The sequence below is a fragment of the Enterobacter cloacae complex sp. 418I7 genome, assembly GCF_050030705.1.
GTDB lineage: Bacteria > Pseudomonadota > Gammaproteobacteria > Enterobacterales > Enterobacteriaceae > Enterobacter > Enterobacter intestinihominis.
Genome location: NZ_JBLGUU010000001.1, coordinates 2,225,094 through 2,244,843 on the forward strand (window position 1 = coordinate 2,225,094; position 19,750 = coordinate 2,244,843).

The following is a 19,750-nucleotide window of genomic DNA, read 5'->3' on the forward strand; positions in this document are numbered from 1 at the left end:
GTGTTTACAAAAATTTAATAATTCAGAGGCGGAAAATGACGCGGAAAGACGGGCTGTTAGCGTTACTGGTTGTCGTGGTGTGGGGACTCAATTTTGTGGTCATCAAAATGGGGTTGCACAACATGCCTCCACTCATGCTGGCGGGTCTGCGCTTCCTGCTGGTGGCCTTCCCGGCGCTGCTTTTCGTTGCCCGTCCAAAGATTCCCCTGAAGCTTCTGCTGGGCTACGGCCTCACCATCAGCTTTGGTCAGTTTGCGTTTCTTTTTTGCGCTATCAAATTCGGTATGCCTGCGGGTCTGGCTTCGCTGGTGCTTCAGGTGCAGGCTTTCTTTACCATTATTCTCGGCGCGTTTGTCTTTGGCGAACGTTTGCAGGGCAAACAGCTGGCGGGTATTAGCCTTGCGGTCTTTGGCGTGCTGGTGCTGATAGAAGGCAGCCTCAACGGTCAGCATGTCGCGCTGCTGGGCTTTATGCTCACCCTGGCGGCGGGGCTGAGCTGGGCGTGCGGCAACATCTTTAACAAGCTGATAATGCAGCATGAGTCGCGTCCTGGGATCATGTCGCTGGTGGTCTGGAGCGCGTTGATCCCCATTGTGCCGTTTATGGCCGCGTCGTTTATTCTGGATGGACCGCAGGTGATGCTGAAAAGCCTGGTGGAGATCGACCTGACGACCATTTTGTCGCTGATCTACCTGGCATTAGTCGCCTCAATCATTGGCTACGGCATCTGGGGATCGCTGCTCGGGCGCTATGAAACCTGGCGCGTGGCGCCGTTATCGCTGCTGGTACCGGTGGTCGGGCTTGCCAGCGCCGCCCTGTTGCTGGATGAAACGCTCAGCGCGCTGCAACTGTGTGGCGCAGGGCTGATTATGGCCGGGCTGTATATCAACGTCTTTGGCTTGCGGGTGCGTCGGGCGACGCGGGTGCGGAGTTAAGGCAGAAAAAAGCCCCGCATTAGCGGGGCAAAAACGAATTACAGGTCGTGATTATAATACGGCACGCCTAATTCGTCGGATTTGTCGCTGCCAGCGCCCATGTGATTGAAGTCCCAGGGCGACTGGTTTTGCGTGGACGGCATAATCATGGTGTCACGATTATTTTGCTGCCCCGCACTGGGGGTTTGCTCCGCGAAGCTCTGGCCGGAAACCAGCACCAGCAAGGTGAGGGCGGCGGAGACGATAAATTTCATGATTTCCTCGGTTACGTCTTAACAGGCGATGATTAACTGCAATGTTTTAGCGGATACAGATAACGGGATTCACCCGGCATACTGGTAATACGGTACTTATGAGGCGGCACGTCAAAGTAGTTCTTGAACGTACGCGTCAGGGTTTGTTGCGATTCAAATCCGTAGCGTTCCGCCAGATAGAGGATCGGCTCATTGCTTTCTTTCAGTTTTTGGGCAATCTCCGTCAGCTTACGGCTGCGAATATATTGTCCTAATGAATGGCCGGTCTCTTTTTTAAACATCCGTTGCAGGTGCCATTTTGAGTAACCTGAACGCTCAGACACTTTCTCAAGGGAAAGTGGAGATTCCAGGTTATCTTCGATCCAGTCCAAAATGCTATGAATGGTGATAGCGTCAGTATTGCGTCTGGACATCGTCATACCTCTTTTTCTGTTTACGGCAGGATTTTCTTGAGTAAAAGCTCAAGCGTTGCCACTTCATCTGCCGTTAAGTTTTTTGTCAGTTCCTGGTGCAGTGTTTGTCCTACTAATTGATGACATTGCTCACACATGGCCGCGCCATCGCTGGTCAGTTTCACCAGTACGCCACGTTTGTCATTCGGGTTAGGGCTTCGTTCTATCCATCCTTTGCAGACGAGACGATCCAGCATGCGGGTTAACGCACCCAGATCGACAGAGAGCACCTTTTTCAGCTCAACCGGCGTGATACACACTTCGCAGCGAATGGAACACAGCACTTTGAACTGTGTTGCGGTGATATCCAGCGGTGACAGGTAGTCATTGAGCAGGCGATCTTTTTTCTGGTTAACCATATGAATAAGACGACCCAGTGGGATTATGTCGTTAAAGAGATCACTGGTGCTTTTCACAATGGTTGCCCTGGCAAGTAGTTTAGTCACGGCAGATATTATTGCTCAGGCAAGTATAAGTCAACTGAATGGATCAGCCGATGCCACGAAATGCTAAAACGCTTCAGGAACTTTTTCTGTACGCTTTTAAATCATATAGATAATCTGGGGTTATTAGTTTCGCGGGACAATTATGGTTACGTTGCGCGGATAGCTCAGGACGAGACTTTCCCCCTATAATTGCGGTAATGAATAAGGATAAGGACTGCGGTGCATTATGTTGGATTTGATTAAAGCAGTGGGGCTTGGGCTGGTGGTGTTGCTTCCGCTGGCGAACCCGTTAACGACCGTGGCGCTCTTTCTGGGGCTGGCGGGTAACATGAACAGCGCGGAGCGCAACCAGCAGTCGAGGATGGCCTCCGTCTACGTCTTCGCGATTATGATGGTGGCTTATTACGCCGGACAACTGGTGATGAATACTTTTGGTATTTCGATTCCCGGTCTGCGTATCGCCGGTGGGCTGATTGTGGCGTTTATTGGTTTCCGGATGCTGTTCCCGGCGCATAAAGCGCATGAATCGCCGGAAGCCAAAAGCAAATCGGAGGAGCTTGAAAGCGAACCGAGCGCCAATATCGCGTTTGTGCCGTTAGCCATGCCGAGCACGGCGGGGCCGGGAACGATTGCGATGATCATCAGTTCCGCCTCAACGGTGCGTGATGGTGTTACTTTTCCGCACTGGGTTATTACCGTTGCGCCGCCGATCATTTTTGCGCTTATCGCCATTATCGTCTGGGGGTCATTGCGCAGCTCCGGGGCGATTATGCGCTGGGTGGGCAAGGGGGGGATTGAAGCTATCTCCCGTCTGATGGGCTTCCTGCTGGTCTGTATGGGCGTGCAGTTTATTATTAACGGCGTGCTGGAGATCATTAAGACGTATCATTGAGAACGTTGCCGGGTGGCGGCTTCGCCTTACCCGGCCTACTCGCAATGGATATAATTCTTATGAATATAAATGCATTCTGAAAATCGAATTTTTTCAGCATTAATATTATCCACTGCCTTGCTGTGTATTACCGCTTAAAGTAACGTTCAGCACTCATTTCTTTTCGGGTTATAGACATGCGAGAAAAATATTCATTTATCGCAGTGAGCACACTGCTTTTTTCATTAAATGCCAATGCTGGGTTGTTCGATTCCACGCCAGATTTCAAATGCGGTCGCGATGATGCCATCTCTGCTGCTCAGTCAAAAATAAGAGATGATGCAGTCAGTAAGTTACAGGTAGCTTATCTCGCTAACCCCTCAGATTTCTACGGTAAACCGCTGAAGGACTACATTGCAAAAGCTAATGAAATCGCAATTGTAATGGCGAATGTCACAACAAAATCGTCTGATGACGAAGCGCAGGCGCGGCGCTGTAGCGCGACCGTCACGCTCACGGTGCCTTCTGAAATCATGGGTTACATTGCATCCTACCCAGACAGACTGAGACGTATAATTAACGATGGTGGAAAGGTGCTTAACAATAACGTTCAATGGGACAAGTTTACCTACTCGTTAGCGATGGCGGATAACGGAAAAGATATTTCAGTTTCATATGAATACAATAATAAAGATTATATTTCTGAATCAATAGCGGCGATGGCTACTCTCGCCATGAATAAAGATGAACTTCAAAAGGCTGAACTCAATAATAAATTAAATATTGCCGCACATAATTATTCCGAGAGCGATCGCCAGTTAAACGAACTATGGAAGTATCTTCCTGATTCCGTCAAAGCTTCGATGAAAAAGGAGCAGAACATGTGGATCAATGAAAAAGCTAAAAAATGCGGCAAAATAAGCGATGCGTCTTCTGCAACCACTCCTCTGGCAACGAGAATCGGTATCTATGATTGTCAGACCAAAATGACAGATGAAAGATTCCGTTATCTTGGCGGTGATGAAGAACACGGATATTAATGCTTCGTAGGCCGGGTAAGGCGAAGCCGCCACCCGGCATAACAAACGTCAACCGTGGCTGGTCTGTTCTTCCATCGCGACCGGCCATTTACGGAAGATAAGCACCGACCAGATCAGCGCAATCAGCGCGGGAATCGCCCCGAGATAGCCAATGGCCGACATCGATACATGCAGGCTGATCTGATTTCCCACCAGCGCACCGGCCCCAATTCCCAGATTAAAAATTCCCGAGAACAGCGACATTGCCACGTCCGTGGCGTCCGGGGCCAGGGCCAGCACTTTGACCTGCATTCCCAGACCAATAATCATGATCGCCACGCCCCAGAACAGACTGAGGATCGCCAGATGACTCTCGCTGCCTGCCGCAGGCATCAGTAACAGCAGGCACGCCAGCAGCAGGCCAATCGCACTGCTTACAAGCGCAGACGCGTGCTTATTGCCCAGCTTCCCGAACAGGATGCTGCCGATAATCCCCGCGCCGCCCAGGATCAGCAGCAGAACGGTGGCGAAGTTAGCGCTAAAGCCCGCCACAACCTGAACAAACGGCTCAATATAGCTGTAGGCCGTGTAATGGGCGGTCACCACAATCACGGTCAGCAGATAGATGCTCATCAGCGCTGGTCGACGCATCAGCAGCGGCAGACTTTTCAGCGAGCCGGAGTGTTCGCTGGGCAGTTTTGGCAGCAGTTTGATCAGACACACCAGGGTGATCAGCGCCCCCATGCCGATGGCAAAGAAGGTGGTGCGCCAGCCGAAGTATTGACCCACAATGCGCCCGATCGGCAGGCCTAACACCATCGCAAGCGCCGTTCCGGTGGCAATCAGGCTCAACGCCTGGGCGCGTTTCCCCGCCGGGGCGAGACGAATGGCGAGCGATGCGGTGATCGACCAGAAAACGGCATGGGCAAACGCGATGCCGACGCGGCTGATCACCAGCACCGTAAAGTTCCATGCCATAAATGACAGCACATGGCTGGCTATGAACACCACAAACAGCCCAATCAGCAGCTTACGACGTTCCATCTGGCTGGTCAGCAGCATAAACGGCAGCGACATCAGCGCTACCACCCATGCATAGATGGTCAGCATAATGCCAACCTGTGCCGTTTCCATATGGAAGCTGGCTGCAATGTCGGACAGCAGCCCAACCGGAACAAATTCCGTGGTGTTGAAAATAAACGCTGCGATGGCGAGCGTGACCACGCGTAGCCACGCGACCCTGCGGGAAACCGTGTGTGTTGTCATAGGGATATCTGGGATTCGTTGCCTGAAAGATGAGGAGACGATCTTAAAGCCTTAAACGGCGAAAACTCAACCGTTATGTGATGTGAATCACAAAATTTACCTTCATGCAGCGGTAGCGAACGCGGTTGTTTTCATTGAAGATAAAGAACAACACAACAAAAACAGGCGGTAACACGATGCAGGAGATTGATTTTTATCTGGTAGATGCGTTCAGCGAGTCCTCCTTTGGCGGCAACCCGGCGGCGGTGTGCCCGCTCGACGCGTGGCTGCCGGATGAGACGTTACTGCGGATGGCACAACAGCATAACCAGTCGGAAACCGCGTTTTTTGTGTGCACCAAAGGGGGGATTGAGCTGCGCTGGTTCACCACGCTCACCGAGGTTAATCTGTGTGGTCACGCGACGCTTGCCGCGGCGTATGTTCTGTTTAACGAACTGGATTATCCGGACTCACGCCTTCATTTTGACACCGCTTCTGGTCGCCTGACCGTCAGCCGTGAAGGTGACTGGATGACGCTGGACTTCCCGGCCTGCCCGACGCAGGCACAGACGCCGCCACCGGAGATGCTCGCCGCACTCGGTATCAGCCACTACGTCGAGGCGCGAAAAGGCCGCGCCTGGGTGCTGGTACTGGAGAGCCGCGAGCAGGTGGAAGCCATTAATCCGGATTTCTCCGCCATGACGCCGGGGGAGCATAAAGTGGCCGTCACCGCCCGGGACGAAGGGGAATACGACTTTGTCAGTCGTTTCTTCTCGCCGGGCGTGGCCGTGCCGGAAGATCCTGTCACCGGCTCCGCGCACACCATGCTGATCCCTTACTGGAGTGAACAGCTTGGCAAAACACAGATGTTTGCCCGTCAGGTTTCTGCCCGTGGTGGCGACGTACGCTGCGAACTGAAAGGCGACCGCGTGCGGATGGGCGGGCAGGCGGCGCTGTATCTGAAGGGCACAGTATTTCTGCGCTGAATAAATCTAAGAGGAACCAACGATGCAGGAAATTGATTTTTATCTGGTGGATGCCTTCAGCGACAGGGCGTTCGGCGGCAATGCGGCGGCGGTGTGTCCGCTGGAAGCGTGGCTGCCGGATGAGACGTTGCTGAAGATGGCGAAGCAGCATAATCAGTCAGAGACGGCGTTCTTTGTCCGAACGGATAACGGGTTTGAACTGCGCTGGTTTACCACGCAGGATGAAATTAACCTCTGCGGCCACGCAACCCTCGCGGCTTCTCACGTTATTTTCGAATACCTGGATTATCCGCATACGGAAATCACCTTCACCACGCGCTTTGTCGGCGAACTGACGGTACAACGCAGCGGCGACTGGCTGACGCTGAATTTCCCGGCGTGGTCAACCGAGGTTGTCGATACTCCACCCGCAGTGCTATTCAGCGCGCTGGGCATTAACGCGGCAAAAGAGGTGCGTGCAGGGCGCGATTACATGGTGGTGCTCGACAGCCAGCGGCAGGTAGAGGCGCTGACGCCTAATATCACAACCATGCTCCCGCTGGGGAAAATGGTCTGCGTTACGGCGCCGGGGGATGAGTATGATTTCGTCAGCCGCTTCTTCTGCCCGGGGGAAGGGGTACCGGAGGATCCGGTGACGGGATCAGCGCACAGCATGCTGATCCCGTACTGGAGCGAAAAGCTTGGAAAAACGCAGATGTCGGCCCGCCAGGTCTCCTTGCGCGGCGGGGATCTGCGCTGCGAGCTGAAAGGCGACCGCGTGCTGATTGGCGGCCAGGCCACGCTGTATATGAAGGGGAAAATTTTCCTTCGTCTCCAGGATTACGGTCATCATTAAAAACTATGACGCCGGTATACAGGGCGGGCGGTATGTTGAACGAAAACGACAAGGAGCCTGCCATGTATTCTATTACCGCTGAATCCGCCCATCATCCAGATATTCTCGCCCTGATTACGGCGCTGGACCGTTATCAAAGCGTTCTCTATCCCGCGGAAAGTAATCATCTGCTGGATTTAACCGAACTGCCGGACGACTCGCTGATCCTGATGATTATTCGTGACACTCAGCTTAACGCCGTCGGGTGTGGCGCTGTTGTTTTGAACGGGGACGGGACCGGGGAAATGAAACGGGTCTATATTGATCCAACCCATCGCGGGCAACGGCTGGGTGATAAATTACTGGCGGCGCTGGAAGATGAAGCCCTCAGCCGCTGCTGCCACACCGTCCGGCTGGAGACGGGGATCAAACAACACGCCGCTATTCGTCTGTATCAACAGTGTGGATACGAACGGCGCCCCGCGTTTGCCCCCTACAACGAGGATCCGCTGAGCCTGTTTATGGAGAAGACACTGGTGGCTGACGTTCGTTTAGCAGCCCTATAAACGCCTCAAGCTGGCGGGTCATCGCCCCGCGTCGCCACACCAGCCAGGTGGTGAGCCAGCGCCAGTTTTCCGCCAGCGGCCACGCCGCCACCTGATGATGCCCCGGCATACTCTCCAGCATGGAGCGGGGCATCAGCGCAATGCCTGCCCCGGCAATCACGCAGGCGAGCATCCCGTGGTAGGACTCCATCTCGTGGATCCTTCCCGGCGTTACGCGGTCAGCATGAAACCAGCTCTCCAGATGACGCCGGTAGGAACAGTTGGCGCGAAAGGCATACACGTCGCTACCGCTCACCTGCGTGGCTTTTGACACTTCCGCATGGCCCGCAGGGGTGACCAGCATCATCTCTTCCCGGTAAACCGGCATTCCTTCCAGTTCGGGGTGTGAGAGCGGCCCGTCGACAAAGGCGGCGCTGAGCGTCCCCTCAAGCACACCGTCAATCATCGTACCGGAAGGCCCGGTGGACAACGCAAACTGAATGCGCGGATAGCGCTGATTAAACCGCGCCAGACTTTCCGGAATGCGTACGGCGGCGGTACTTTCCAGCGCGCCGAGCGAGAATAATCCCTGCGGTTCATCCCCGGCGACGACCATTCGCGCTTCGTCGACCAGCGCCAGGATCTGTTTGCTGTAGCGCAAAAAATTGTGCCCGGCGGGGGAAAGCCGCAGGCGCTGATTCTCGCGAATAAACAGCTCCACGCCGAGATCCGCTTCAAGCTGTCGGATGCGGGTGGTGAGGTTTGACGGCACCCGGTGTACCTTCTGCGCCGCCTGGGTAATGCTGCCGGTCAGTGCGACGGCGTTAAACATCTCAAGCTGTGTTAAGTCCATACCATTCTCGATTCGTGAACAAGGTGGTGAGTATTATTCATTTTTAAGAAATAGCAGAGTGGGCCACAATCAATCAACTGTTATTACATGGAGAACTTCATGACGTATTCATCTGCTACCCATGCCTACTCTGTCAACCCGGCTACCGGCGAAACGCTGGCTGCTTACCCGTGGGCAACGTCCGGTGACGTTGAGCGTGCCATTGCGCAGGCGGATACCGGTTTTCGTCAGTGGCGACGCGAAAGCGTGGCGCACCGGGCGCAAAAACTTCGCGATCTGGGTGCGGCGCTGCGTAGCCGTGCGGAAGAGATGGCGCAGACTATCTCCCGGGAGATGGGCAAGCCCATTGTGCAGGCGCGTGCGGAGGTGGCTAAGTCCGCCAGCCTTTGCGACTGGTACGCTGAATACGGCCCGGCAATGCTGCGCCCGGAATCTACCCAGGTCGACAATGCGGTGATTGAGTACCGTCCGCTGGGGCCTATTCTGGCGGTGATGCCGTGGAACTTCCCGCTCTGGCAGGTGCTGCGCGGTGCGGTGCCGATCCTGCTGGCAGGGAACAGCTATCTGCTTAAACATGCGCCAAATGTGCTCGGCTCGGCGGAGCTGATCGGGAAGGTGTTCGCGGATGCCGGTTTCCCGGAGGGGATCTTTGGCTGGGTGAACGCGACAAATGACGGCGTCAGCCAGGCGATTAACGATCGGCGTATCGCGGCGGTGACCGTAACCGGCAGCGTTAGGGCTGGTGCGGCAATTGGCGCGCAGGCGGGCGCGGCGCTGAAGAAATGCGTGCTGGAGCTAGGCGGCTCCGATCCGTTTATCGTTCTGAATGATGCCGATCTGGATCTGGCTGTCAACGCGGCCGTGGCCGGACGTTATCAGAATACCGGACAAGTTTGCGCGGCGGCGAAACGCTTTATTGTGGAAGCTGGCGTGGCAGACACCTTTACCCAACGCTTTGTTGACGCGGTCAAGGCGCTGAAAATGGGCGCACCGGATGAGGAAGATAACTATATTGGCCCGATGGCGCGATTTGATCTTCGCGATGAACTGCAACAGCAGGTACAGGCTACGCTGGCGGAAGGGGCGACCCTGCTGCTCGGCGGCGAGAAGCTTGCCGGGACCGGTAACTTTTATGCGCCAACCGTACTCGGCGACGTCACCCCACAGATGACGGCCTTCCGTCAGGAGCTGTTTGGCCCGGTGGCTGCGATTACCGTCGCCAATGATGCGTCGCACGCGTTGCAGCTGGCTAACGACAGCGACTTTGGCTTATCAGCGACGGTCTTTACCGCGAACGATGCGCTGGCTGAAACCTTCTCTCGCGAGCTGGAGTGCGGCGGAGTCTTTATCAATGGCTACAGCGCAAGCGATGCGCGCGTTGCGTTTGGCGGAGTGAAGAAGAGCGGCTTCGGGCGAGAGCTTTCACATTTCGGTCTGCATGAGTTCTGTAACGTTCAGACGGTCTGGAAGGATCGCGTGTAATGTTGATGCCGGGTAGGGCAAGGCCGCTACCCGGCAATTCACGTTTCCTGTCATTATTTTGCAATGGTTCTGTCATTTTCGTTTCGTAGACTCGCTCGCGTCTAACGTATTGTTACAGAAGAAAATTATGAACCTAACGCAAATTTTTCGTCGTCTTGCGCAGCGCTTTTTTCCTCGTCAGTTTGGCCTGCTGACCGGCATCTTTTGTATTATCGGCCTTTTCTCCGCCCTGCAACTTTCATCCTCCTTCCTGCTTACCGCTTCCCTGAATCAAGCCCAGCGTAACGAACAGCGCAATCAGCTGGCCTGGCAGCAACAGAGCAGACTGGATCAGGCGCGTATTTCGCTGCTTGCGGCGAGCGATCTGCTCAACCGCTCCGGGGTGTACTTTATGCAGGATAAAGAGACCGGTTCGGAAGGGAGCTGGCATAGCCTGATGGACGAGGCGCAAAAATCCCTGGCGGCGTCTCAGCAGGCATGGCAAGCCTGGCTCGCGCTTAATCCTCCGCAGGACGAGGGGCTTGTTAATAGCTATCAGCAGTTCTTCGGTGCCATTAGCGAGCAGGCGGAAGGGCTGGTGAAAACCAACAGCATCGACCTCTTTTTCGCCGTACCCGCCCAGGCGTTTCAGACCGATTTTAATGACAACTTTGCACGTTATCAGCAACGGAGTGAGAAGCAGGCTATACAGGGGCGTCAGTCGCTCATGGAACAACTCTCAGGCCTGCAACGGCTGTTCCTGTTTGCGCCGCTGGTGCTGCTGGCTATTGCCATTGCCGTCTGGTTTGCAATGGCGAAATGGGTGATATCCCCGCTACGCCGTCTGATTGTCCATATTAACCAGCTTGCGGCAGGGGATTTGTCGGGAATACCCCCTGACGTTGTGCGTTTTAACCGTGAAATCAGCCAGCTCAGCGGCAGTATTACCGCCATGCAGCACGGGCTCCAGCAGCTGGTGACTCAGGTCAGCGAGGCCACGACCTCTATGGTCGAAAATATCGGGTCACTTGCGCAGGGGAACCAGAAGCTTTATCAGCAGTCCACGCGTCAGGCCAAAGAGCTGGAGGAGGTGACCGCGCATATCGCCGATCTCGAAACCCACGTTGAGGGGAACACGGGTTATGCAAAACTCGCCCGCTCGCGCGCGGATGAAGCCCGACAGGCTGCCGTCGGCGGGGAGCAAATGATGACAGCGGTGAATGGCTCGATGCAGACGATCGTCGACCGATCCTCAGAGATGCGTGGGATCGTCGCCATGATCGACAGCGTGGCGTTTCAGACCAATATTCTGGCCCTCAACGCTGCCATTGAAGCCGCCCATGCGGGAGAACAGGGGCGCGGGTTCGCGGTGGTCGCCCGTGAAGTGGGGCTGCTGGCCAGAAAAAGCAGTCACTCTACGCAAACCATCCAGTCGCTAATTAACCACTCGCTACAGGGCATTGAAGAAGGTTCTCAGGTGGTAAACCGTCTGGAAGAAAATCTCCAGCAGGTCACCGGGCTGGTGGCCAATCTGAGTAGCCTGCTGAATGATATTTCGCTGGCCACTCTAAATCAGGGGGAAAGCATTCATCAGATGACGCGCCAACTTCAGGCGCTGAATCAGGTATCGCGTCAGACAGATGTGCTGGTTAGCGAAGCGTCGAATGCCTCTGAGCGCCTGCATCGGGAGTCAGATCTTTTGTTGCAGGCCGTCTCGCGTTTTCGTCTCCCTGCCTGACGTGACGTATAAGCCTCTGTTATACTCGCAGCCCGTTTTAGCCTGAGGGCAAGGAGCAAAGTGTGGCTGCGGTCATCCATAATGAGATGCTGGACGAGATTCTGGCGCAGGTTCGTCCGTTACTGGGGCAGGGTAAGGTTGCCGATTACATTCCCGCACTGGCCTCGATCAGCGGTAATAAGCTCGGCATCGCCATTTGTACTGTCGACGGGCAGCGTTTTCAGGCGGGAGATGCACTGGAGCGCTTTTCAATTCAGTCGATCTCAAAAGTGCTTAGCCTCGTTGCCGCCATGCGCCAGTATGACGAGCAGGAGATCTGGCAGCGGGTGGGCAAAGATCCCTCCGGTCAGCCCTTCAACTCCCTTCTCCAGCTTGAAATCGAACAGGGTAAGCCGCGCAACCCGTTTATCAACGCCGGGGCGCTGGTGGTGTGCGATATGCTGCAAAGCCGTCTGAGCGCGCCGCGCCAGCGTATGCTCCAGATTGTGCGGCAGCTTTCCGGCGTGCAGGACATCGCCTACGATCCGGTGGTAGCGCGCTCTGAGTTTGAACACTCTGCACGTAACGCCGCCATCGCCTGGCTGATGAAGTCCTTCGGCAACTTTCATAATGATGTCGCCACGGTTCTGCAAAACTATTTTCATTACTGCGCGCTGAAGATGAACTGCGTTGAACTGGCGCAGACTTTTCTGTTTCTGGCGCATCAGGGCCATGCCCCGCATCTGGGCGAGGACGTTGTCTCCCCGATGCAGGCCCGGCAGATCAACGCCTTAATGGCAACCAGCGGAATGTATCAGAATGCCGGGGAGTTTGCCTGGCGCGTGGGGCTGCCGGCTAAATCCGGCGTTGGCGGCGGCGTTGTGGCCATTGTTCCGCACGAGATGGCGATTGCCGTCTGGAGCCCGGAACTGGACGAGACCGGCAACTCACTGGCGGGCGTCGCGGCGCTGGAACAGCTGACCAAACGCCTTGGACGGTCCGTATACTGATGTCCACGTTAGATCCTCTGTTCACGCGCCTGGCTCGCTCCACGTTTCGTTCACGATTTCATTTAGGGATGAAAGAGCGGCAATACTGCTGGGATAAGGGCGCGGACACTATCGATAAGCATGCCGCTGATTTTGTCGCCGCGCGGCTGGCGCCTGCACACCCGGTGAATGACGGTAAGCAGACGCCGATGCGCGGCCATCCGGTTTTTATCGCCCAGCATGCCACGGCAACCTGCTGTCGGGGCTGTCTGGCTAAGTGGCATGCTATCCCGCAGGGCGTGCCGCTGAGTGCGCAGCAGCAACAGTATATCGTCAACGTGATCCATCATTGGCTGGTCATTGAGGTAAATCGTGCCTCCTGAACTGACAATGTCTCTGTTTAAGCTACGCTTTTACTAATGCTCAGCGTCAGGAGACGTCATGAAAGCACCTCTAATTCCCGTGAATGAAACGGAGCGCATGAATGCGCTGCGCGAGTCCGGTCTGCTTGAGATCGACAATTATCCCGCGTTTGATCGTCTCACGCGGCTGGCAACACGCTTTTTCAGGGTGCCGCTGGCGATGATTACGCTGGTGGATGACCACGCTGCGATCGTGAAATCTGCCGACGGCCGGGCACTCGCCAGCCAGCCTCGCGATCTCTCGTTTTGTGGTCATACGATCCTGGGTGACGCGCCGCTGGTGGTGGCTGACACGCTGCTGGACGAACGCTTTGCGGATAATCCGCAGGTGGCGGGAGATCCGGGCGTGCGCTTTTATGCCGGTTTCCCGCTGCGTTTACGTGACGGGGCGTGCGTAGGATCGTTGTGTCTCATTGATTACGCACCGCGTGAGTTTACCGCGGCGGATTCCGCCGTACTGGCCGATCTCAGCGCGCTGGCAGAAGATGAATTTGCAGCCGTTAGCGCCGCCACGACCGATGAACTCACGGGCCTGTTTAACCGACGCGGGTTTAACCAGTTTGCGCAGTTTGCACTGTCGGTTTCGCAGCGTAGGGCAGAACCGTTAACGCTTGGCTGGCTGGATCTGGACCATTTCAAAACCATTAACGATCGCTTCGGGCATCAGGAGGGCGACAAGGCCCTGAAAGCGATGGCCGCCCTGATGCGCTCCTCATTCCGCGAGGCCGACATGCTGGTGCGTTTCGGGGGAGATGAGTTCGCGGTGCTGTTTGCGGATACCGATGAGCCTGGCGCCTGGATCGCCATGCAGTATCTTGTCGAACAAACGGAGAAGTATAACGCGCGTCAGCTGCATCCCTGGTCGTTACAGTTCTCCTGGGGGCTGAGCGAGTTCGATCATCACCGCAACGATATGCAGGCATGGTTAAAACACGCGGATGCGCAAATGTACGCCATGAAGCGGCAACATCACGGCGAAAAATGACATAACGAAATCCTATGTCATCGCTTATTGCGTAACAAAAATGTTAATAGCAAAGTGGAGAGATTCAACCTAAGGACGCGCAATGAACTCTCCCATGCTGATTAAACCTCTCTCCCGACAGGACATCCTCAGCCACATTGATGCCCTGAGCGATATCCTCGTCAACTGTGTAAACGGCGGCGCCTCCGTCAGCTTTATGCTGCCTTTTTCTCCCGAGAAAGCCCAAACCTTCTGGCTCGGCGTCGCAGACAGCGTCGGGCGCGACGAGCGTACCGTCCTGGGCTGTTTTGACGCGGAGCAGGGGCTGGTTGGCACGGTCCAGCTGATCACCGACCAGCCGGAAAACCAGCCGCACCGCGCAGATGTCGCGAAACTTCTGGTACATGAGAAGGCGCGCCGTAAAGGTGCGGCAATGGCGCTGATGGAAGCCCTGGAGGCGGTTGCGCGTGAAAAAGCGCTTACGGTGCTGGTGCTTGATACCTCGACCGGCAGCGGCGCGGAGACATTTTATCAGAGAGCGGGCTGGCAAAAGGCGGGGGAGATCCCACGCTACGCCCTGATGCCGAACGGGGACATGACGGCGACCTCGGTGTTCTATAAATTTCTTTGATATTTTTCACCATCGCGTCCTGAGTTGATCCAGACAGGGGTTCTGGTCCTGAAATTTTGATAAGTTATCACACCAATCTCATCAGGCTGTATGACTAATCATAAAGGACCTCCATTGTGAACACACTCAACCGTCGTGATTTCCCCGGTGCGCGCTACCCTGAACGTATCATCCAGTTTGGCGAAGGTAACTTCCTCCGCGCGTTCGTTGACTGGCAAATCGACCTCTTAAACGAGCATACCGATCTCAATGCAGGTGTGGTGATTGTGCGGCCGATCCAGAGTGATTTTCCGCCGTCGCTGAGCACCCAGGATGGTCTGTATACCACGATTATTCGTGGTCTGAATGAGGAGGGGGAAGCGGTAAGCGATGCGCGTCTTATTCGTTCCGTGAATCGTGAAATCAGCGTCTACAGCCAGTACGATGAATTCCTGAAACTCGCCCATAACCCGGAGATGCGGTTTGTCTTCTCCAATACCACGGAGGCGGGGATCGGCTATCACGCGGGCGATAAGTTTGACGATGCGCCAGCTGTCAGCTATCCGGCCAAACTGACGCGTCTGCTGTTCGAACGCTTTACCCACTTTAACGGGGCTGCGGATAAAGGCTGGATCATCATTCCTTGTGAGCTTATCGACTACAACGGCGATGCCCTGCGTGAACTGGTGCTGCGTTATGCACAGGAGTGGGCGCTGCCAGCGGCATTCATTGCGTGGCTGAATAACGCTAACACCTTCTGCTCGACGCTGGTTGACCGCATTGTTACCGGCTATCCGCGTGATGAGGTGGCAGAGCTGGAAGCCGGGCTGGGCTATCACGACAGCTTCCTCGACACGGCAGAACATTTCTACCTGTTTGTTATTCAGGGGCCAAAATCACTTTCAGCTGAATTGCGCCTGGATAAATACCCGCTCAACGTCCTGATTGTTGACGATATCAAGCCTTATAAAGAGCGTAAGGTGGCGATCCTCAACGGCGCACACACGGCGCTGGTTCCGGTCGCTTTTCAGGCCGGGCTGGATACGGTAGGGGAAGCCATGAACGACGGGGAGATTTGCGCGTTCGTAGAGAAGGCTATTTATGAGGAGATTATTCCGGTCCTGGATCTGCCGCGCGATGAGCTGCACTCCTTCGCCAGTGCCGTAACGGGGCGTTTTCGTAATCCGTATATTAAGCATCAGCTGCTGTCGATTGCACTGAACGGGATGACCAAGTACCGCACCCGCATTCTGCCGCAACTGCTGGCAGGGCAGAAGGCGACCGGTGAACTGCCAGCACGTCTGACCTTTGCCCTGGCGGCGCTGATTGCATTTTACCGTGCCGAGCGCAACGGTGAGCGCTATCCGGTGCAGGACGATGCGCACTGGCTTGAACGTTACCAGCAGCTGTGGACGCAACATCACGACAAACAAGTCACTACCCGTGAACTGGTATCGTCGGTGTTAAGCGTGAGCGAGCACTGGGAACAGGATCTCACTCTGGTGAACGGACTGGTAGACCAGGTTGCGCAGGATCTGGATGCAATTTTAAGCAAAGGCATGCGCGAGGCGGTGAAACCGCTCTGCTAATCATAATGCCCGGCGTTTGCCGGGTTTTTTACAGAACAGTATTAGTTACAACATACTATACATCCTTTTTTTAAAAAGCACAGGCAGCACCGTGCGGTCAGGGCTTAACAGGTCAGAAAATGCAATGAACTATTAACATGCTTGCAACCGTGATGAGGATCACGTTTAATAGCCGCGCTCTTTACTTTTCTGAAGCTGATTATGATTGTTCGTCCTCAACAGCACTGGCTGCAACTGATTTTTGTCTGGCATGGTTCGGTACTTCCCAAAATTTATACCCGACTGCTGCTTAACTTCCTGCTTTCCATCGCCGTGATTGTCATGCTGCCGTGGTACACCTCGCTGGGTATCCGCTTTACCGTCGCGCCGTTCAGCATTCTGGGCGTGGCTATCGCCATCTTCCTGGGATTTCGCAATAACGCCTGTTATTCGCGCTACGTTGAGGCGCGTCTGCTTTGGGGGCAGTTGATGATAGCGGCGCGCTCGCTGTTTCGCGAGGTAAAAAACACCTTGCCGGATGATAAACATCTTGGAGAGTTTGTCCGCCTGCAAATCGCGTTTGCTAACTGTCTGCGTATGACACTGCGCAGAGAAACCAATGCCGATCAGCTGTCCCGCTATCTGGCTCCAGACGATTTACGCAAAGTGATGGATGCCAACTCGCCGGCGAACCGTATCCTGCTGATCATGGGGGAGTGGCTGGCCGTGCGGCGGCGCAGCGGGCACCTTTCAGACATCCTGTTTCACAGCCTCAACAACCGCCTGAACGATATGTCCATCGTGCTGGCAGGCTGTGAGCGTATCGCTAATACGCCAGTCCCGTTTGCCTATACGCTGATCCTGCACCGGACGGTGTATTTGTTCTGCATCATGCTGCCGTTTGCGCTGGTTGTTGATCTGCATTACATGACGCCCTTTGTCTCTGCGCTGATTTCCTACACTTTTATCTCACTTGATACGCTGGCGGAAGAGCTGGAAGATCCGTTTGGGACGGAAGATAACGATCTGCCGCTGGACGCCATCTGCAACATGATGGAGCGCGATCTGTTGCAGATGAACGATGAAGAGAACATCCCTGAAAGGCTAATGCCGGATAAGCATTATCAGCTGACCTGACGGGCATTCCACTCGTCGCGGGTGATTTCCCACAGCTCCGAATCCAGCAGGCCGCTGACATAGGCTTTCTTCTCTGTCCTGATGAGTCGCATGCCGCTGCTGTCTGAAATACGTCGGGAGCGGCTGTTGGCCGCCGCTTTCGGCGCGCGTAACACCGCTTTGTTAAGCGTATTGAACCAGAAATCCGTTGCCGCGATACTCGCCTCACGCATATATCCCTGTCCCTGAAATTCCGGCGCGAGCCAGAAGCCCCGGTTGTTGTCTTCGACGTCGTACAGGCAAATTAACCCCATCAGTTCATCAGGCGCTTCACGGCTGCGAATCGTCCAGAACCACGCAATCCCTTTGGCCATGTCGGGCAGTGCAACGTTGTTGACATAATTTTCTGCACCGTTTTCCGGGTAGGGCCAGGGGACTGAAGCCACCATATAGCGGACAATTTCCCAGCGCGGATAGCGTTGCTGGATTTGGACGGCATCGGCGGCAACAAGGGGTTTAAGTAATAAGCGTTCTGTCGTAAGCGTGGGTATCGTCATCCGGTGATCTCCATATTTGAGCGTTATCATTTGTTTGGGTTCTGATATTTCATCAATATCACATTCCAGTTGGTCGTGCTTTTGTTATTCAGATTTATCCATAAAGGAGTATGTAATGCCAAGAAAAGCCAGGCCCGAAGAAGCCGAAACACTCTGGCACGTCCGTAACGAAGCGATGCGCCATGGCTGTAAAATCTGTTACGACGCAGAAGTGATTGCGCGCTGGACGTCAGAAAAGATGCCTGAACATTACCGTACCTCCAGGTCGATTTCGTGTTATAGGCCTGCCCATGCAGGAGCTGAACTGCTCCCAAATGGAGCTACGGTTTACGAAGTTCAATAGCTTATTTGCATTTGCTTACATAAATACACTTTCTTTACATTAAGTAATGTAAGATATTTTTTTAGCACAAAATGCAAAACTAAATTAAATGGAGATGATTTATGTCGAATATAAGAGCATTAAGCCTTAATGAGATAGCATTAGTAAGTGGCGGCAATGGAAGCGGTAATTATGAAGGTGCCGGTAGTCGTAACACCAGCTCTAAATCTGGTAATTCAAAAGGAAACAATGGCTCTATTTACAAGGGCGTTGACTCATGCGGCGCAGGAATCATCGGTGGTCTAATCGCCGGCTCTCCTGGGGGGGCAGTGGGTATGACCGCTGGGGTAATTGGTGGAGCTATAGCTGGCCAGTGCACAAAAGATAGTTTTTCAGATCGTGGTAGTAAAGATAAAATTAATAATTACAACGGCCCCGGACAATGCCGTTGGTAAGTAATTTGAGTTGTGTGTGATAATAATTTAAAAGCTCATTATAACTGAATGTTATTCTAGGTGTTTCGATATTTAATGATTATTCGAAGTAGTCATGATGAGCTATTATTTTTGATAAAGTTAATGTAATCACAAGTATCGGGTTAAGCATGAAACAATTTTTAAATTTCCTAATTTACTTATTTTTTTTCATTATCGCATTTACCCTTTTGAAATACGCTGAAGTTCTTGAGTTTGACGAAGTATCACGGCCAGGGATTATATCAAGGTTTCTTATTGCGTTGATTGTATTAATAGCAGTAACTCGATGGGGCGTTAACTTGATGAATAGGTTTAAAAGTAAATAAAGTACACTCCGATAAAAATTGTTGTGTTGCAGAATGGAATCATTACAAATGTTCACTGAAGTTAAAGTGCATGATATCAAAAAATGATTACGATATCATAACCATATTTGTTGATTCTTATATAAAATATGAATTAATAATAGGTTGAACATGATAATCTTTAGGCATGTCTATCCATTCATTTATAGTAAGAAAAACGTAATTGTTCTTTTTATTGCGTCTGTTATCTCAATAATAATTACGTTATCGCCATCCATAACCCTCCGCTATCTTACTCTCGATGTGTCATTTTTCTTATTGTTTATTGCGGAATTTTCAATTGCATTTTTCTTGTATATTTTTTACTTAAGGAAGTTGGATGGTTTTAAATTACGCCCAAGTAGAGATTTAACTTCAATAAAATTTTCTATTGTTGTGTTGTTTGTCATTTTGCTGGTTCAGTATAATGTTTATCTTTACAGGGATAATTTATATCATTATGGACCTTCCCATATTGGTTTTATAGCATTTATAATAGCCACCTTCGTAGTCCCATATTATGAGGAGATTATATACAGGGGCTGTATCTTCGGTGTTTTCCACTCAATTTTTAATAAAAAGTATATTATCCCATGTATATTGACTTCATTGTCTTTTTGTCTGATGCATGGACAGTATTATAACATTTTAGATCAATCCATTCTTTTTTTGGTGTCAATATTGCTATTAATAGTTAGAATAAGAGGCAGAGGGCTTTTTTATCCTATTATAATTCATTCGTGCATGAATGCTTTTGTTTTGTCGTTAAATTTTTGAAGGGGAT

Annotated in this window: 22 protein-coding genes; 16 read left to right on the top strand and 6 right to left on the bottom strand. The window is 53.2% G+C overall.

All coding sequences use genetic code 11. The features are described from left to right. Window positions 1-35 precede the first annotated feature (35 nt). Window positions 36-935: an O-acetylserine/cysteine exporter gene (gene eamA, locus ACQG0S_RS10730; RefSeq protein WP_023330139.1), complete on the top strand. Its 900-nt coding sequence runs from the start codon at window positions 36-38 to the stop codon at window positions 933-935. Window positions 936-973: 38 nt separating this feature from the next. On the opposite strand, the gene marB is transcribed toward eamA, so the two are convergent. From marB to marR, 3 genes are read right to left on the bottom strand one after another with little or no spacing between them, the layout of a single operon-like run. Then, complete coding sequence (marB, locus tag ACQG0S_RS10735) at window positions 974-1,189, bottom strand: multiple antibiotic resistance protein MarB (protein ID WP_023300098.1); 216 nt, start codon at window positions 1,187-1,189, stop codon at window positions 974-976. 32 nt (window positions 1,190-1,221) lie between these two features. After that, a complete protein-coding gene (gene marA / locus ACQG0S_RS10740) occupies window positions 1,222-1,602 on the bottom strand; it encodes an MDR efflux pump AcrAB transcriptional activator MarA (RefSeq protein WP_001303241.1) in 381 nt (126 codons plus the stop codon). Window positions 1,603-1,622: 20 nt separating this feature from the next. Next, window positions 1,623-2,057, bottom strand: a complete 435-nt coding sequence (gene marR / locus ACQG0S_RS10745) for a multiple antibiotic resistance transcriptional regulator MarR (RefSeq protein ID WP_020884159.1) — start codon at window positions 2,055-2,057, stop codon at window positions 1,623-1,625. Window positions 2,058-2,313: 256 nt separating this feature from the next. Here marR and ACQG0S_RS10750 point away from each other — a divergent pair, with 256 nt between their 5' ends. After that, complete coding sequence (locus ACQG0S_RS10750) at window positions 2,314-2,979, top strand: MarC family NAAT transporter (protein ID WP_022648105.1); 666 nt, start codon at window positions 2,314-2,316, stop codon at window positions 2,977-2,979. Between the two features lie 176 nt (window positions 2,980-3,155). After that, window positions 3,156-3,998 (top strand): lysozyme inhibitor LprI family protein, encoded by an 843-nt coding sequence (locus ACQG0S_RS10755; RefSeq protein WP_063137743.1) that lies wholly within the window; start codon window positions 3,156-3,158, stop codon window positions 3,996-3,998. Between the two features lie 48 nt (window positions 3,999-4,046). Here the strand turns inward: ACQG0S_RS10755 and ACQG0S_RS10760 are convergent, their stop codons facing one another. After that, complete coding sequence (locus ACQG0S_RS10760; protein ID WP_022648106.1) at window positions 4,047-5,243, bottom strand: sugar transporter; 1,197 nt, start codon at window positions 5,241-5,243, stop codon at window positions 4,047-4,049. A 176-nt stretch (window positions 5,244-5,419) separates the two neighbouring features. On the opposite strand from ACQG0S_RS10760, the gene ACQG0S_RS10765 reads away from it, so the two are divergent. From ACQG0S_RS10765 to ACQG0S_RS10775, 3 genes are all read left to right on the top strand, one after another. Beyond that, window positions 5,420-6,208 carry a PhzF family phenazine biosynthesis protein gene (locus tag ACQG0S_RS10765; RefSeq protein WP_063137745.1) on the top strand — a complete coding sequence of 263 codons (789 nt, stop codon included), beginning with the start codon at window positions 5,420-5,422 and terminating at the stop codon, window positions 6,206-6,208. A gap of 22 nt (window positions 6,209-6,230) precedes the next feature. Beyond that, complete coding sequence (locus ACQG0S_RS10770; RefSeq protein WP_063137746.1) at window positions 6,231-7,043, top strand: PhzF family phenazine biosynthesis protein; 813 nt, start codon at window positions 6,231-6,233, stop codon at window positions 7,041-7,043. A 62-nt stretch (window positions 7,044-7,105) separates the two neighbouring features. Next, window positions 7,106-7,588, top strand: coding sequence for a GNAT family N-acetyltransferase (locus ACQG0S_RS10775; RefSeq protein WP_032622224.1), 483 nt, complete (start codon window positions 7,106-7,108; stop codon window positions 7,586-7,588). On the opposite strand, the gene ptrR is transcribed toward ACQG0S_RS10775, so the two are convergent. Further along, window positions 7,542-8,420 carry a putrescine utilization regulator PtrR gene (gene ptrR / locus ACQG0S_RS10780; protein ID WP_045622741.1) on the bottom strand — a complete coding sequence of 293 codons (879 nt, stop codon included), beginning with the start codon at window positions 8,418-8,420 and terminating at the stop codon, window positions 7,542-7,544. The genes ACQG0S_RS10775 and ptrR overlap by 47 nt on opposite strands. A 99-nt stretch (window positions 8,421-8,519) precedes the next feature. Here ptrR and sad point away from each other — a divergent pair, with 99 nt between their 5' ends. The 8 genes from sad (at window position 8,520) to ACQG0S_RS10820 (ending at window position 17,288) form a co-directional block, all read left to right on the top strand. Continuing rightward, window positions 8,520-9,902, top strand: coding sequence for a succinate-semialdehyde dehydrogenase (gene sad / locus ACQG0S_RS10785; protein ID WP_169441104.1), 1,383 nt, complete (start codon window positions 8,520-8,522; stop codon window positions 9,900-9,902). A 127-nt stretch (window positions 9,903-10,029) separates the two neighbouring features. Further along, window positions 10,030-11,619, top strand: a complete 1,590-nt coding sequence (locus ACQG0S_RS10790) for a methyl-accepting chemotaxis protein (protein WP_063137748.1) — start codon at window positions 10,030-10,032, stop codon at window positions 11,617-11,619. Window positions 11,620-11,681: 62 nt separating this feature from the next. Beyond that, entirely contained in the window at window positions 11,682-12,608 is a 927-nt protein-coding gene (gene glsB, locus ACQG0S_RS10795) for a glutaminase B (RefSeq protein WP_003857165.1), read from the top strand. Continuing rightward, window positions 12,608-12,970 (top strand): DUF4186 domain-containing protein, encoded by a 363-nt coding sequence (locus ACQG0S_RS10800; protein ID WP_022648114.1) that lies wholly within the window; start codon window positions 12,608-12,610, stop codon window positions 12,968-12,970. Before glsB ends, ACQG0S_RS10800 begins: the two co-directional genes overlap by 1 nt. Window positions 12,971-13,028: 58 nt before the next feature. Continuing rightward, complete coding sequence (locus ACQG0S_RS10805) at window positions 13,029-13,994, top strand: sensor domain-containing diguanylate cyclase (RefSeq protein ID WP_022648115.1); 966 nt, start codon at window positions 13,029-13,031, stop codon at window positions 13,992-13,994. An 82-nt stretch (window positions 13,995-14,076) separates the two neighbouring features. After that, on the top strand, window positions 14,077-14,604 hold the full coding sequence (locus ACQG0S_RS10810; protein WP_032624259.1) for a GNAT family N-acetyltransferase: 528 nt from the start codon (window positions 14,077-14,079) through the stop codon (window positions 14,602-14,604). Between the two features lie 116 nt (window positions 14,605-14,720). Further along, window positions 14,721-16,172 (top strand): tagaturonate reductase, encoded by a 1,452-nt coding sequence (locus ACQG0S_RS10815; RefSeq protein WP_045308111.1) that lies wholly within the window; start codon window positions 14,721-14,723, stop codon window positions 16,170-16,172. Window positions 16,173-16,373: 201 nt separating this feature from the next. Further along, complete coding sequence (locus ACQG0S_RS10820; protein WP_003857155.1) at window positions 16,374-17,288, top strand: bestrophin family protein; 915 nt, start codon at window positions 16,374-16,376, stop codon at window positions 17,286-17,288. Here the strand turns inward: ACQG0S_RS10820 and ACQG0S_RS10825 are convergent. Beyond that, a complete protein-coding gene (locus tag ACQG0S_RS10825; RefSeq protein ID WP_058646625.1) occupies window positions 17,276-17,824 on the bottom strand; it encodes a GNAT family N-acetyltransferase in 549 nt (182 codons plus the stop codon). The two genes, ACQG0S_RS10820 and ACQG0S_RS10825, sit on opposite strands and share 13 nt — an antisense overlap. A gap of 444 nt (window positions 17,825-18,268) precedes the next feature. Between ACQG0S_RS10825 and ACQG0S_RS10830 the strand changes: the two genes are divergently transcribed. Next, complete coding sequence (locus tag ACQG0S_RS10830; protein WP_074142822.1) at window positions 18,269-18,601, top strand: hypothetical protein; 333 nt, start codon at window positions 18,269-18,271, stop codon at window positions 18,599-18,601. Between the two features lie 497 nt (window positions 18,602-19,098). Further along, window positions 19,099-19,743 carry a CPBP family intramembrane glutamic endopeptidase gene (locus tag ACQG0S_RS10835; RefSeq protein WP_426750317.1) on the top strand — a complete coding sequence of 215 codons (645 nt, stop codon included), beginning with the start codon at window positions 19,099-19,101 and terminating at the stop codon, window positions 19,741-19,743. Window positions 19,744-19,750: the final 7 nt, after the last annotated feature.